The organism is Ensifer adhaerens (assembly GCF_001270265.1).
Classification (GTDB): Bacteria; Pseudomonadota; Alphaproteobacteria; order Rhizobiales; family Rhizobiaceae; genus Ensifer; species Ensifer adhaerens_B.
This window is the reverse complement of sequence record NZ_LGAP01000033.1, coordinates 32607-46513: the sequence shown is the minus strand read 5'-3', so window position 1 is coordinate 46513 and position 13907 is coordinate 32607. Positions and strand designations below refer to the sequence as shown.

The window sequence follows — 13907 nt, the reverse complement described above, 5'->3', positions numbered from 1 at the left end:
CCCGTTGGCGAAGGTCTTGCAGTGCCGGTCAGGCGGCCGGCTGGACCGATTTCACGCTGCCGCTGGCATCGACGACGCAGTTGAACTTGCGGCCGCCGGCGTCGAGGTCGACGCTATAGGAGGTCGCGTCCAGTTGCCGCGAACTGGTCGGCAGCACCTTGCTGCTGTCGACCTTGGCGGTGCCGGCGGCGGCATTGGCGCAGATCAGTTGCAGGTCGGCCGGCGCAGTCTGCAGGCTGGTGCGCGCCATCTCCTCCGGCTTCGGTTGCGACTGGCAGCCGCCGATCACGGTGAGCGCCGCTGCCGCCAGAACAAAGCCTTTCGAACGCAACATCCCTTCGATCACCACGTTTCCTCCCCCTTCGGATCTTTTGTTGGTCACTGGTCTTCTGCAATCCACCGGCCACACTTGCCTCTCGGCAGCCACTCGAAATGATCTCCAAGCCCGCAAGGAAGGCGCGCTCAAACACCCTTGTAAAGCGCCGCCCCCTGCATCAGCACGATCACCTTGGCCCCGACCTCGACCCGAGAATGCAGGTCGGTGACGTCGTCATTGTTCATGCGGATGCAGCCGGACGAGACGTCGAGCCCGATGGTCCAGGGCTCCACCGTCCCGTGGATGCGGTAGATCGTGTCGGCGTCGCCCTCATAGAGATAGAGCGCGCGGGCGCCGAGCGGATTGTCCGGGCCACCGGGCATGCCGGCTGCCCATTTCGCCGCATTGGGATCACGCGCCACCATTTCGGCCGGCGGCGTCCAGGTCGGCCACTCCGCCATGCGCCCGACGCGCACGATGCCGGCCCAGCCGAACCCCTCGCGCCCGACGCCGATGCCGTAGCGGATCGCCTGCCCGCCGGGCTGGACCAGATAGAGAAAGTGCTGGTTGCCGTCGATGATGATCGTGCCCGGCTTTTCTGCCGTGCGGAACGTCACCACCTGCCGGCGAAAGGCCTCCGGCAGCTGGTTGTTGCGGGCATAGTACTGCCGCGCTTTCTTCTTGTCGTAATTGACCCATTTCCTGGTTTTGGCGTCGTAGATCTGGGTCTGCGCCAGTGCTGCCAGCGGCCCGAGGCACAGGCCTGCGGCCAGCATCACCAGCCCAAGCTTGCGCGCCCGGGTGATGAACCTGGAGCTTCCTGCATCGGCTGCGTTTCGATCCGGTGTCGTCGTCATTGTTTCGCCCACCCGTCGATGCGTGCCGCGTTGTCGTCCACCCACTTCTTCGCATAGTCGGCCGGCGCCTGCCGCTCGACCTCCAGCGCGTAGCTCATCTTCGTCACTTCTTCCGGCGAGAAGTCGACCTGATCGAGGAACTTGGCGATATCTGGATGTTTCTTGCCGAAGCCGGTGGCATAGGCGATCTGGAAATGCGCTGCGTCCCAGGAGGTCGCAGCCGTCGACTTGGCTATCCACAGGGGGTCATCCGCGCCGACGATCTTCCACTTGGCCGGATCGTGCGGCGGCTCCTCGATGCGGGCGATCTCGTGCAGCTCGAAGACGTGGTGCGGCGCGTAGCAATAAAACACCATCGGCCGCGCCGTCGCGATCGCTGCGTCGACACCTGCCATCGCCACCTCTTCCTCCGCCTCGAACAGCGTCAGGTTGGCGCCATAGCCGTAGCTGTTGGCCCGGGTGCGCTCGATGCCGGTCGAGAGCCAGGTCGGCGCGCCAATCCACAGCTCACCCTTGCCGTCGCCGTCGGTGTCGAGGATCCTGGTCTTCTCGGGGTCGCTGAGATCGGCGATCGTCTTGATCGTCGCTGCCGCCTCCGGCGTGGCGCAGAGCCCCTGCCAGGCCGGCACGCTGCGCGCGCTCAGGGTCGCCACACCCTTATCGGTCACGTATTTCTTGACGATGTCGCCGAAATTGGGCTGCCAGACTTCCGGCTGGATATCGACCTCGCCGGTCTCGAAGCCGACGAAGGCGTTGAGCGTGCCGAGTTCCTTCACCTCGGCATCCAGCCCGAATTTCTTGGCGATGCTGACCTTGAGGATATTTGCCGTCGCCTGGCCGGACGGCCAATTGGGCATGGCGATCACCAGATCGGCCGCCGCAACAGGAGCTGCAGAACCGAGCGCAAGCACCAGGCAGGCGGACATGCAGAACTCTAGACGTCTCTTCACAGTCCCCTCCGAACAGCTTTGACCGATCGACCTGAATGACTTGCGAATGCGTATGAAAACCAGCTTGAGCGGCGGGCGATGCCCGCGCCCTATCGAATGCAACTGTTCCGTGGTCGGGCCGTCTCGCGGCCCCGGCGACGTTTTTCGCCGCCTTGTCTTCTTTGGCCGGCAGGATGCCTACAGGATCGACATCCGTCAACGCCCGGTTACACCGGACGTTGAAACGGCTGTGATTATTTCGACCAGCCGGCGGTTGTCCTCAGACCGGCAGGGTCTGGCGTATCGGCTATCGCGCTGCGGCTGGCGCCGATCGAATCCATGAACCTTTGGCCGAATTCGTGGCGACCTTGCATTAGGCGCAATTAAAGCTCACAGTGTTTCATCGACATTGGCCAGCTTGGCTTTTCGCGGCGTCAGAGGCTCTCGACCCGCCATTTTCCCCATTTTCGAGTGCTGAAGTGTGCGCGCCGCGCACGCTCGGCATTGCTCCAACGCCGTGTGCTGACATGATCACAGGAACGATCATGCGTTTCGACTTCAACCGTGGTTACGGCTTTGTTAAGCCGGAAGACGGCAGCCGCGCAGTCTATGTCGATGCGCGGGCGCTCTATAGATCTGGCATCAAATCGATCTTTCCGGGCCAGACTTTCCGCTTCGAGATTTGGAAAGACGAAAAAGGGCGCATCGCCGCCCGCAACCTGCGGCTCTGACGCAGTCGACAACGAACCGATTGTCATGGCCGCAACGCCGAGCAAATGCCGGCGTCGGAAGGAGACGTCATGTTCAGCAGAACCAAGCACCGCACGATCCACTTCAGCGAACCCTTCCGGCTGCCCGATATCGAAGGACTGCTCGCGGCCGGCGACTATGAGGTGGATGATGACGAAGAACTGATCGAAGGCATTTCGTGGCTCGCCTATCACCGCGTCGCCACGTTCATCAAGGTGCCGGCGACCGCGGACAATGGCCAACGCATGCGCCTGGTCGCGATCGCACCGGAAGAGCTCGATCGCATCATCGCGATCGACCACGCCAAGCATGCTCCCACCCGGGCACTCCAACCCTAAAAGGTCAAGAACCAATGTCCGCACATCGCTTCGCCGTTGGATTATCGGTCCGCCTGAGGCATCGCAGCCATATCTCGCCGAATGCCGCGGAAACCTACCGCATCACCGCCATCATGCCGGTCCGCGACAGCCAGCCGCAGTACCGAATTCGCAACGACGAGCTTGGTCAGGACCGCGTCAGCAAAGAGGAAAACCTGGAGCCGATCGAGTGGGGCATGCCCCGTCACTAACAAAGGAACCACCATGACCTATTACGGAAAACTGAAGCAACTGCTCCAATGGAGGGGCGCGCCGGCAATGGCCCCCACCAGCAAGCCGGTCACTCGAAAGACATCTACCCGAAAGTCGAAATCCATGTCGGACGGCGAACAGAAAGGCGCGAACGTGCGCGCCGTCAAATTGCGGCGCGGCCGCGAGACATTGGAGCGACATCGCCTTTTATGACCCGCAACAAGCAGGATTTGACATGAACATGAGCCACGAACAGCAAAAACACACGCTCCTGGGCTGGCAGGCCCAAGGCGGCCCACCGCGTCAGAGCGGCGATCTCTACCAGTTCGGCCGACGCGTCGAAGTGGACGGATCCTGGACGATCTATCACGTCTTCACCGGCACACCGGCGCGTATCGGGCCATGGACCATGACCGGCCTCAATCGTCGCAACGCAGACAAGGCTCTGGCGATCCTGAACACGCATTGAGCGGTAATCCGCTCGCCAACATGGGCACCGAGGAAAATAGACATGCACGGAATTTCCGCAGAAATGGTTGCCGTCCTGACCGATGCGGAGATCGACATGCTCCGTCGCGTCTTCGAGGCCATCTGCATCGAATACGACATCCCGCGAGAGGGGACCCGAGCCGAACACCTCGCCCGATTTCTGATGGCGGCATTTAGCGGGTCGCTTTCGACGGAAAAATCCCTGCTGGCGGCAGCCCATTCCTTCTACCTTCACCACATCGCAGACCCATGAGCGCCAATCACGCCCAGCGGGTGAGCAGCCACAAGATCTTCTTGCCCTCCCGCAACCGGAGAAAAGTGCATGCGTCGCGTCCTTCTGGGTCTTGCCCTGGCACTAGCCGGCTCGTCGTCAGCCCTGTCCGCCTGCAACGACGGCCTGCTGACAATCTCGACATGGTCGATAAAGCCGATCGACAGTCACATGAACGAGCTGTCCTTCACCGTTCGCTCCAGCGCCGCAAAAGGCATCCGCATGCTCGATGCCCAACTGGGCTTTACCGACAGGTTGGGCGCCACGATAGGTCCGCTGGTCATCGATCGGGATATCGCCATTCCCGCCCGCGGCAGCTTCACGGACACGCGGGTCTGGGGCCCCTTCACCATCGAGCGGCTCCTGAAGGTCAATGCAGAAGACATCACCGCCCACGCGTGCGTGCACGCGGTCGTCTATGATGACGGCTCCAAGGAGACATTCGAGTAATTGAAGAGCAGGCGAATAATTGAAGAGCAGGCGACGGCGGAACCCGCAACGACTGCGGGCTGAACAACGCGCAAAGAAAAAGGCCGGGGAATCCCGACCTTCTCAATATCGTCTCAATGGCCAGTGCCAGTACATCCGTGGTCAAAGACCAGAGACGAAATATCGGTGATTACGCAGCAGACAGGTTGTCGGCAGCGCTCTTGCCCGAACGTGCATCGCGAACGATGTCGAAACGGACCTTCTGGCCTTCGACGAGCGAGTTCATGCCGGCGCGTTCAACGGCGGAAGCGTGCACGAAAACGTCCGTTGCGCCGTCGTCCGGAGCGATGAAGCCAAAACCCTTGGTGGTGTTGAAGAACTTTACGGTTCCAGTATTCATAAGAATTTCCTTTCAATCAAAAAGTTCGCCGCCCGGCTGTGGGCCGGACACGGCAGTAAGATCGATTTTGATAGGAAAGGTCAGCTTGAACGCCGGTCGGCGAGAAAACAAAGCTCAGCAAGCAAGATCGATGGCGAGTGATTACAGGCACATTGTGTTCTTTGCAAGATGCTGCGTAAACTATGGAAGTACGTCCGGTGTCCGCAGACCATTTGGACGACACAATACGCCGCTTACGCCTCTCAGAGAGGGCATTCCATGTCGGCTCGCCTTTTGTTTTGTCTATTGCTCGTCACGTTCTCGATCGTCGCGGTCTGGGCCTTCCGCCCGCCACAACAGCCGTTTAACCCGACTGCGGCATCCGTTACGGAGCCCTCCTCGCCCCAGTGAGATTGCCGACGCGTCGCGCCAGCGCGCGCTGGGCGCCTGCAGACGAGTTTGGCCCCACGGCGATCAAGCCCCAGTTTTCCTCATGTCTCGCCCCAAAAATCACCCTTTGTCGCCGCGACGGAACCGCTGCTATCTCCCGGGTCGAAATTGCAGCGCAAAGGAAAAAAACCATGAACCCTCGCCTTTTCGCCGCTGGCATGCTGCTGGCGACATCCATGGCATCGACCGCCGAAGCCCGCACGATCTGTACCCTGATCGCCGATCAGGCAGGCGAAGGCACCGTGCTGCAAGAGGGCGATTGCGACAGCCGCGTCACCCCGGCATCGACATTCAAGGTGGCGCTTAGCCTGATCGGCTACGACAGCGGCTATCTCAAGGACGAGCATGAGCCGACACTTGCCTTCCGCAAGGGCTATGTCGATTGGGGCGGCGACAACTGGAAACAGCCGACCGATGCGGTTCGCTGGATGAAATATTCCGTCGTCTGGTTTTCCCAGCAGATGACGAAGGCGCTCGGCGAGACGACGCTGCGCGACTACGCCACCAAATTCGGTTACGGCAATGCCGACTTTTCCGGCGACCCCGGCAAGAACAACGGGCTCGAGCGCGCCTGGATCGCCTCGTCGCTGAAGATCTCGCCGCGCGAACAGGTCGCCTTCCTGAAAAAGCTCGTCAACCGCCAGCTTCCCGTCAGCGCTCATGCCACCGACATGACGCTGAAGGTGGTGGAAGAGCGCCGGATTTCCGGCGGCTGGACCGTGCATGGCAAGACCGGGGCCGCCTTCCCGCGCCGGGCCGATGGCAGCTTCGACGAGACGCGCGGCTGGGGCTGGTTCGTCGGCTGGGCGGAAAAGGGCGACAGGACCTTCGTCTTTGCCCGCCTGATCCAGGACGACAGGAAGGAGCCGGGCACCCCCGGCGTGCGTGCGCGCGATGCGTTCCTCGGCGAGCTTCCCTCGCTGCTTGCCGGCAGATAAAGCTACTTGATGGCGCCATGGCGGGCGAGCCATCCGGGTTGATGCTGAGCGATATCGTCACGCCACCGCCATTACAGCGCCGCGCGTCAAACATGACGCGCTAGTGGATTGATATCGACATACCGGCGACCAAGGGGGAAAACTCGACCCAAAGCGGACCTGACTTGTCGGCGCAGTCCGTCTGGCGAGACGCGCGATTAAGCAGGAACGTACGTCAACCTAATCACGTCCTCGCCAACGTGATCGGTGGAAACAAGGCGGAGTGGTGGCCGCGGGCCGGCGAAGAATGGCTTGCCGCGACCAAGCACGACGGGGTGGAAGTAGAGTCGATACTCATCAATAAGACCAAGGTCGGTTAGGCTTCGTGCCAGGTCTGGTCCGGAAACTGCAATCTCCCCAACGAGCCGAGCCCTCAGGCCCCCTACCACCGCCTCGATGTCATCCTCGACAAGTGTGGCGTTGGGGCCGACTGACTTCAACGAGCGCGACACGACCCACTTCGGTTGGCGCCGCCACGCCGCCGCGAACTCGTGGTGCTCCGCACTCCACTCAGGACGGTCTTCGTCCCAATAGCGCATGATCTCGTACATGCGGCGACCGTACACACTGCCGGTCAGGCCGCGCACGTGCTCTATCCAGTGACGAAAGAGCGCGGGACCAGGCGCAAACTCCTGGTGGTCGACGTAACCGTCCAGGGACTGGTTCATTCCAAAGACGAGCTTCGCCATGCTGCAAAATCTCCACCGCAGGGTATTCAGAACCGGGCCAGAGGTCAGGCGGCTGGATCGTGACAGGATCGGGATTGGTGTCAAGCAAGCGGCGACCGATCGGACGGCGGCGGGATACACGGATTTTCGTTGGAAGAAGACGTTCACGTCGACGCGAACCGACCCACCGCCTGCATTCCGGCATGCCTCGCACATGCTGTCTGGCGCGCGATCGTATGGTCCAAACGAGAAAAGACCCGCCGCGGTCAGCACGCGACGGGTCTTTGGCAGATGCGGATCACCGACGGGGAGGCTCGTCGGGATCACGTGAACCACCTGACTGGGAGGCGATCAGATGGTTCGCATTGCTCTTGGCAAAGGTCATTGCCTTGCATGTGTTGGATATTAGCCGACCTCCGAGGCGAGAGGTGTTCCCAAGGTAACAGCCTGCGAAAATCATCGGAGCGGCGAGTGACAGACCCGGCTCTCGCCTTCGACCGCAGGAAGCCTCAAGCAACCACAGTATCCTCGACAGCGGCCGAAGAACGGTCGGCATCTCGGCCGGCCGTTTCCCCCCAACGGCACAAGGCGGCGGCCGCGACGTTGAGCGCCGCACCACGCTCCGTCAGGGAGTAGACGACCTTTACGGGCTGCTCGGGATAGACCGTTCGATCGACCAGCCCATCCGCCTCCAGTTCGCGCAGCTGCTGTGCCAGCATCTTTTCGCTGATCGCCGGAATGGACTGCCGCAGGCGGCCAAACCGCCGCGCCGCTCGCCCGAGCTCGCAGAGGATATCAACCTTCCACTTGCCCTCGATCGCCTTGAGTGCGGCGGCAAAGCCGCAATTTTCCATGGTCGGGTTCACGATGTCCTCCTTAACCGGGGGTACACTTACCCCTGGGATAAACACTAACCCCTGGGTAACCACTTACCACCCGGTGCGTATTGTGCGGTCCAGGCGCCACCATACCTCTGGCCAGCGACGGCAACGAACGTCGCGCCAATGGATATGGAGATTTGCAATGAAGCCTTCAATCAGTGTTTTGGGAACGGGACGCATGGGATCGGCGCTGGCACGCGCCCTGCTGCAGGCCGGCTATCGCACCGTCGTCTGGAACCGGACGAGCGAGAAAGCCGAGCCGCTGGCCGCCCTCGGCGCCACTGTTGCCCCAACCGTCCGGCAAGCGATCGACGCGTCCGGGATCGTCATCGTCAATGTCAGCGACTATGCCGCCACTTCAACCTTGCTGCGCGCAAGCGACGTCACGCCCGGTTTGCGCGGCAAGCTGATCGTCGAGCTGACTTCCGGGACGCCTGAGGGCGCACGCGAAACAAGCCAATGGACTGCGGCCCACGGCGCCCGCTACCTCGATGGCGCCATTCTGGCGACCCCGGACTTCATCGGCACCGATGCCGGCACGATCCTGCTCTCGGGGGCACTTGAACCCTTCGCAGCCAACGAAGATGTGTTTCGTGCACTCGGCGGCAATGTCCAGCACATCGGCACCGAGCCGGGGCTCGCCAACGCGCTCGACAGCGCCGTGCTCGCGCTGATGTGGGGCGCGCTCTTCGGCGGGCTGCATGCGATCGCCGTCTGCCGGGCGGAAGAGATCGACCTTGGTGAGTTGGGGCGCCAATGGGCGGCGACCGCCCCTGTCGTCGAAGGGCTGGTCGCCGACCTGATCAAGCGGACCAGCGCCGGACGGTTTGTGAGCGACGCGGAAACGCTTTCGTCGATCTCGCCACATTACGGCGCCTTCCAGCATCTCAAGGAGCTGATGGAAGCGCGCCGGATCGATCGGACCGTCGTCGACGGTTATGACGCAATCTTCCGCCGGGCGATTGCTTCGGGCCATCTGCATGATGACTTTGCGGCCCTCTCCCAGTTTATGGGGAAGGCGGAGCAGCCGTAGCGCGCTCAGGCGAGCGAGCAATGCCTCCCCCTCGTCCGGACTGGCAAGGGGTTCCAGCAGCGCAGTCTCCGCCACGCGGGTATCGCCGGCGGAGACTGCGCTGATGTTTTCCGCCCTCGCCGACGCACGGGGGACGAGGGATGGAAAGGTTGCTGACGGAAATGGGGCCGCCCGTGGCGCGGTCCCCCTTGTCAGGACGTTCTTGTAAGGCACGTCCGTTCGGAAAACGGAGGAGCCACGACGGCAGCGACCGGCTGCAGACAGCCCTAACCCGCCGCCGCAACCGCCTCCGAGACGATGCCCTTCGATACCACGCAACGCCACGGCACGTTCTTTGCCCCGACGCCGACCATCACGACCGTACTCGCCCCGGACGGTTGGGAGCTCAGCACCGACACCGTGCTTTTCGCCTGCCGGCCGACCACGGTGAGGCACGCCATCTCGTCGGTCTTGTCGCCGGTGCCAACCGCATCGGCGCCGGCGCTGGCTTGCTCGGTTGCCGGCACCGGTGCCGGCTGCTCGAGCGCCTCCGTCTTGGAGCAGGCGGCAAGTGCCGGAGCAACGAGCGCCATGGAAATAATCGTCAAAACTTTCTGCATCGGGCCATTGTCCTCCTGTTTGGCTCGAAACGAAAACCGGAGCAACGTCAGGCTGATACCAACCTGCGCCGATATTGACCTATTGCGTGGGACCGTATGCGGTCATCCGACAAGGAGCATACCGCAGAGCGATGCCTTACAGCCCCGCGCGTCAAATCTGACGCGCAAAGGACGCTGTAACGCTTTAACCTTGCTGCATAATTTTATCCTTAAATCGGATCCGATTTAAGGAATTATGCAGTAGCATCGGTCGAGGATTGCGACGCTGTCGGTGGCCGACAGATGGCCCACGCAATAGGTCAATATCGGCGCAGGTTGGTATAACACCGCTCCGACAGTCAGGGGTGACACGCGAAAACGAAAAGCAGCCGGTCGCGATCGCCCCTCCGGTCGATGCTCCGGTCCTGCCGATAAACTCGCCTCTTGCCCCACCCCTTCCGGCTATCACACCAGCGGCCCGTTTGCCTTTTTCCAGGCATTGATGCCGCCCTCGATATGGCAGGCGCTGATCAATCCGGCGGCTTGCGCCGCCTCGACCGCCATCGCCGAGCGTTCGCCGAAGGCGCAATAAAAGACGATGCGCTTGCCGGTCGCAAGCGCCAGTTCATGCAGCATGCCGCCGGCACCGATGTTTTCCTGCAGTTCCGGATAGGGCGCATGCAGCGCGCCGGGAATGGTCCCGTGCTTTTCCCGCTCCGCCTTTTCGCGCAGGTCGACGATCGCCACATCCGGGCGGCCTCGGAGCACCAGCGCTTCCACCGCCGAAACCGCCCAGCCCTTGCGCGCGATCTCCTCCTGGTGCAGCCCGACATGGATGTTGGCCGGCACGGCCACATCCATCATCTTCGGGTTCGGCAGGTTGAGATTGTTCATCAGGTCGACATATTCGTCGACCGATTGCACCCTGAGGCGCGGATTGAACCGCTTTTCCTCGCCGATGGTCGAGACCGTGTCGCCCTTGTAGTCGTGGGCCGGATAGACCAGCGTGTCGTCGGGCAGCTTCAACAGCTTGTTGAAGATGGAATCATATTGCTGGCGCGGGTCGCCGTTCTGGAAATCCGTGCGCCCGGTGCCGCGAATGAGCAGCGTGTCGCCGGTAAACACCCGGCCGCCGGTCAGGAACGAATAGCTGTCGTCCGTATGTCCGGGCGTATAGAGCACGTCGAGATTCAGGCCCTCGATCGAGACCCGATCCCCCTCCGCCACCCGCATGGAGACCACATCGGCCATCGTCTGCTCGCCCATGACGGTGATGCAATGGGTGCGGTCGCGAAGCGCCCCGAGCCCGGTGATGTGGTCGGCATGCAGATGGGTATCGATCGCCTTGACCAGTTTCAGGTCGAGCTCGCGCACCAGCTGCAGGTAGCGGTCGACCTTTTCCAGAACCGGATCGATGATCAGCGCCTCACCGCCCTGCCGGCTGGCAATGAGGTAGGTGTAGGTGCCGGAGGTGCTGTCGAAGAGTTGACGAAAAATCATCGGCTTCTCCCTTGCACGAACCTGCGGCATCCTGCGGGACATATCCAGCCCGCAGGATGCCGTGACGCTTGAAAGAACGGCTGCATGATCTTGTCCCAGGATCGGCTCCGATCAAGGATCGTCATGCAGTGGCGCGGGCGCGGCAAGCCGCCCCCGGCAATTACTTCGGCTGCGGAACGATCCGGATATAGGGCTTTGGCGCACGCCAGCCTTCCGGATATTTCTGCTTGGCTTCCTCGTCGCTGACCGAGCCGGCGATGATCACGTCCTCGCCCTGCTTCCAATTCACGGGTGTGGCCACCTTGTGCTTGGCCGTCAGCTGCAGCGAGTCGATCACCCGCAGCACCTCGTCGAAGTTGCGGCCCGTGGTCATCGGATAGACCAGGATCAGCTTGACCTTCTTGTCCGGCCCGACGACGAAGACGTTGCGCACGGTCTGGTTGTCGGCGGGAGTCCGCTGCGTCGGGTCGCCCGATACCGGCGCCGGCAGCATGCCGTAAAGCTTCGATACGTTGTAGTCGATGTCGGCGATCATCGGAAAGTTCGGCTCGGCGCCCTGTGTTTCCGCGATGTCGCTGACCCAGCCGGCGTGGCGGTCGAGCGGATCGACCGAGAGCCCGATGATCTTGACCCCGCGCTGGTCGAATTCCGGCTTGATCTTGGCCATGTAGCCGAGCTCGGTGGTGCAGACGGGCGTGAAATCCTTCGGATGCGAGAACAGGACAGCCCAGGAATCGCCGATCCAGTCATGGAACTGGATCTTGCCTTCCGTGGTTTCCGCCTGGAAGTCCGGTGCGATGTCGTTGATTGAAAGTGTCACGGTAGACCCCATCGTTTGAAGATATTCTGGCCTCAGCCATACAAGGCAGGAGTTTGCCACTTTTGATGCGATAGGCAACTTCTAAAGAAGAGGTAGAGACGAGAGGCGGCCGCCTTGACGCTGTGGTAATCTGGTTTCAGTCGGAGCGGGCGTCCATGAGCGATACGCGGAAAATTGCGGCCATCCTTGTCGCTGACGTGGTCGGCTACAGCCGGCTGGCCGGCCTCGACGAAGAACGCATCCTGGCGCGGCTGCGCACGCTTCGCAGCGACCTGATCGATCCCACCATCGCCGTCTACAACGGCCGCATCGTCAAGCGCACCGGCGATGGCAGCCTGATCGAATTCCGCAGCGTCGTCGATGCCGTGCGCTGCGCCATCGAGGTGCAGAGCGCCATGCTGGAGCGCAATGCCGGCGTGCCCGAGGATCGCCGCATCGAGTTCCGCATCGGCATTCACCTCGGCGATGTCGTCGAGGAAAGCGACGGCGACCTGATGGGCGATGGCGTCAATATCGCCTCGCGGCTGGAAGGCATCGCCCGCCCCGGCTCCATCTGTCTTTCCGAGGATGCCTACCGCCAGGTGAAGGCGCGGCTCGATCTGGCGGCCACCGACCTCGGCGCCACGCAGCTGAAGAACATCGTCGAGCCGATCCGGATCTATGCGCTGGAGATCGGCCTTGCGCGTGGGGCCAATAGTCCGGCGCCGGCCCCCTCGCCGGCAAAGACGCAGCCGCAGCCGCCGTCCTCGTACCACCTGCCCGAAAAGCCCTCCATCGCCGTGCTCGCCTTCGACAATATGAGCGGCGATGCCGAGCAGGAATATTTCTCCGACGGTATCAGCGAGGACATCATCACCGATCTCTCCCGGCTGCCGGAGCTGCATGTCATCGCCCGCAACTCGTCCTTCGTCTACAAGAACGCCGCCGTCTCCGTGCCCGAGGTCGCCAAGGCGCTCGGCGTGCGCTACGTGCTCGAAGGCAGCGTGCGCAAGGCCGGCAACCGCGTGCGCGTCACCGCGCAATTGATCGATGCCAATGATGGCGGCCACGTCTGGGCCAATCGCTTCGACCGCGATCTCACCGATATTTTTGCCGTTCAGGACGAACTGACGCGGGAGATCGTCGCGGCACTGAAAGTCCAGCTGACGGGCGGCGACCAGGGCCGGCTCGCCGGCGGCCGCCCCGTCGACGTCAAGGCCTACGAGCTGCTGCTGCGCGGCCGCGAGCAGGCATCCGTGCACACCCTTCTCGCCAATGCCGCCGGGCGCAGCCTGGCCGAAGCCGCCATCGCCATCGACCCCGACTATGCCGCAGCCCATGCGCTGATCGCCTTCACCCATGTGCTCGACTACGTCAACGACTGGAGCGCCGATCCCGAGCATTCCCTGCGCTCCGGCCGGGCGCTTGCCGAACAGGCCGTCGCAATGGCGCCCGACCAGCCCGACGGCCACTGCTCGCTCAGCATCGCCTGCATGTGGATGCGAGAGCTGGATCGCGCGAAAGAGGAGGCGCTACTGGGGCTGGCGCTTGCACCCAGCTCGGCGCAGCTTCACATGGCGCTTGCCCATGCGCTGATCTTCTCCGGCGATCCGAAGGCAGCGCTCGACGAACTCGGAATCTCCATGCGGCTCGACCCGCTTTATCCCGAAGTGCTGCTGCAGTTCCTCGCCGACGCCCACTTTTCGCTCGGCAATTACGAAACGGCGATCCTGGCGATCGAGGCCCGGCTGATGCGAAACCCGCAGTCGGAAACCGCCTATGCCCTGCTCGCCTCCTGCCACGGCCACCTCGGCCGGCGGGAACAAAGCCGCCAGGCCTGGAACCGCGCGCTCGAACTCAACCCCCATTTCTCCATCGACCGCCGCCGCCGCGTCCTGCCCTTCCGCAACCCGGACGATTTTGAACGCCGGGTCGAGGGGCTGCGCAAGGCGGGGTTGGTGATGTGAGGGGGCGGGAGACGGCTCCTGTGCCTGACGCGGCAGGCGACCCCATTTCTTCTCAAGGCTTGCCG

The 13907-nt window shown here is 62.6% G+C and carries 18 protein-coding genes; 9 read left to right on the top strand and 9 right to left on the bottom strand.

Annotation, left to right across the window (positions count from 1 at the left end):
* Positions 1 to 28: 28 nt before the first annotated feature.
* From AC244_RS29810 to AC244_RS29800, 3 genes are all read right to left on the bottom strand, one after another.
* Positions 29 to 334 (bottom strand): hypothetical protein, encoded by a 306-nt coding sequence (locus tag AC244_RS29810; RefSeq protein ID WP_234717070.1) that lies wholly within the window; start codon positions 332 to 334, stop codon positions 29 to 31.
* A gap of 128 nt (positions 335 to 462) precedes the next feature.
* On the bottom strand, positions 463 to 1092 hold the full coding sequence (locus tag AC244_RS29805; RefSeq protein WP_234717069.1) for a L,D-transpeptidase: 630 nt from the start codon (positions 1090 to 1092) through the stop codon (positions 463 to 465).
* Positions 1093 to 1169: 77 nt separating this feature from the next.
* A complete protein-coding gene (locus tag AC244_RS29800; protein ID WP_414735965.1) occupies positions 1170 to 2099 on the bottom strand; it encodes a glycine betaine ABC transporter substrate-binding protein in 930 nt (309 codons plus the stop codon).
* Positions 2100 to 2647: 548 nt separating this feature from the next.
* Between AC244_RS29800 and AC244_RS29795 the strand changes: the two genes are divergently transcribed.
* The 6 genes from AC244_RS29795 to AC244_RS29770 all read left to right on the top strand — a co-directional run bounded on the left by AC244_RS29795 (position 2648) and on the right by AC244_RS29770 (position 4631).
* Positions 2648 to 2833 carry a cold-shock protein gene (locus tag AC244_RS29795; RefSeq protein ID WP_053252439.1) on the top strand — a complete coding sequence of 62 codons (186 nt, stop codon included), beginning with the start codon at positions 2648 to 2650 and terminating at the stop codon, positions 2831 to 2833.
* Positions 2834 to 2902: 69 nt separating this feature from the next.
* Positions 2903 to 3190, top strand: a complete 288-nt coding sequence (locus tag AC244_RS29790; protein WP_053252438.1) for a hypothetical protein — start codon at positions 2903 to 2905, stop codon at positions 3188 to 3190.
* A gap of 14 nt (positions 3191 to 3204) precedes the next feature.
* Positions 3205 to 3420 (top strand): hypothetical protein, encoded by a 216-nt coding sequence (locus AC244_RS29785; RefSeq protein ID WP_053252437.1) that lies wholly within the window; start codon positions 3205 to 3207, stop codon positions 3418 to 3420.
* Positions 3421 to 3656: 236 nt separating this feature from the next.
* Positions 3657 to 3890, top strand: coding sequence for a hypothetical protein (locus AC244_RS29780; RefSeq protein ID WP_063934170.1), 234 nt, complete (start codon positions 3657 to 3659; stop codon positions 3888 to 3890).
* Positions 3891 to 3932: 42 nt separating this feature from the next.
* A complete protein-coding gene (locus tag AC244_RS29775; protein ID WP_053252435.1) occupies positions 3933 to 4163 on the top strand; it encodes a hypothetical protein in 231 nt (76 codons plus the stop codon).
* A gap of 69 nt (positions 4164 to 4232) precedes the next feature.
* Complete coding sequence (locus AC244_RS29770) at positions 4233 to 4631, top strand: hypothetical protein (protein WP_053252434.1); 399 nt, start codon at positions 4233 to 4235, stop codon at positions 4629 to 4631.
* A 169-nt stretch (positions 4632 to 4800) separates the two neighbouring features.
* Here AC244_RS29770 and AC244_RS29765 read toward each other — a convergent pair whose 3' ends face one another.
* Positions 4801 to 5010, bottom strand: a complete 210-nt coding sequence (locus tag AC244_RS29765; RefSeq protein ID WP_053252433.1) for a cold-shock protein — start codon at positions 5008 to 5010, stop codon at positions 4801 to 4803.
* A 560-nt stretch (positions 5011 to 5570) separates the two neighbouring features.
* Here AC244_RS29765 and blaOXA point away from each other — a divergent pair.
* A complete protein-coding gene (gene blaOXA / locus AC244_RS29760) occupies positions 5571 to 6377 on the top strand; it encodes a class D beta-lactamase (protein WP_053252432.1) in 807 nt (268 codons plus the stop codon).
* A gap of 197 nt (positions 6378 to 6574) precedes the next feature.
* Here blaOXA and AC244_RS29755 read toward each other — a convergent pair whose 3' ends face one another.
* Both AC244_RS29755 and AC244_RS29750 read right to left on the bottom strand, forming a co-directional pair.
* Positions 6575 to 7105 (bottom strand): dihydrofolate reductase family protein, encoded by a 531-nt coding sequence (locus AC244_RS29755; protein WP_053252431.1) that lies wholly within the window; start codon positions 7103 to 7105, stop codon positions 6575 to 6577.
* A gap of 488 nt (positions 7106 to 7593) precedes the next feature.
* Positions 7594 to 7950 carry a winged helix-turn-helix transcriptional regulator gene (locus AC244_RS29750; RefSeq protein ID WP_082367267.1) on the bottom strand — a complete coding sequence of 119 codons (357 nt, stop codon included), beginning with the start codon at positions 7948 to 7950 and terminating at the stop codon, positions 7594 to 7596.
* On the opposite strand from AC244_RS29750, the gene AC244_RS29745 reads away from it, so the two are divergent.
* On the top strand, positions 7937 to 8998 hold the full coding sequence (locus AC244_RS29745; RefSeq protein ID WP_321166243.1) for an NAD(P)-dependent oxidoreductase: 1062 nt from the start codon (positions 7937 to 7939) through the stop codon (positions 8996 to 8998). The genes AC244_RS29750 and AC244_RS29745 overlap by 14 nt on opposite strands.
* A 266-nt stretch (positions 8999 to 9264) precedes the next feature.
* On the opposite strand, the gene AC244_RS29740 is transcribed toward AC244_RS29745, so the two are convergent.
* From AC244_RS29740 to AC244_RS29730, 3 genes are all read right to left on the bottom strand, one after another.
* Positions 9265 to 9597 (bottom strand): hypothetical protein, encoded by a 333-nt coding sequence (locus AC244_RS29740; protein WP_053252428.1) that lies wholly within the window; start codon positions 9595 to 9597, stop codon positions 9265 to 9267.
* A gap of 444 nt (positions 9598 to 10041) precedes the next feature.
* Positions 10042 to 11076, bottom strand: coding sequence for an MBL fold metallo-hydrolase (locus tag AC244_RS29735; RefSeq protein ID WP_053252427.1), 1035 nt, complete (start codon positions 11074 to 11076; stop codon positions 10042 to 10044).
* A 160-nt stretch (positions 11077 to 11236) separates the two neighbouring features.
* Entirely contained in the window at positions 11237 to 11896 is a 660-nt protein-coding gene (locus AC244_RS29730; protein ID WP_152976167.1) for a peroxiredoxin, read from the bottom strand.
* A 155-nt stretch (positions 11897 to 12051) separates the two neighbouring features.
* Here AC244_RS29730 and AC244_RS29725 point away from each other — a divergent pair, with 155 nt between their 5' ends.
* Positions 12052 to 13842: an adenylate/guanylate cyclase domain-containing protein gene (locus AC244_RS29725; protein ID WP_053252425.1), complete on the top strand. Its 1791-nt coding sequence runs from the start codon at positions 12052 to 12054 to the stop codon at positions 13840 to 13842.
* Positions 13843 to 13907: the final 65 nt, after the last annotated feature.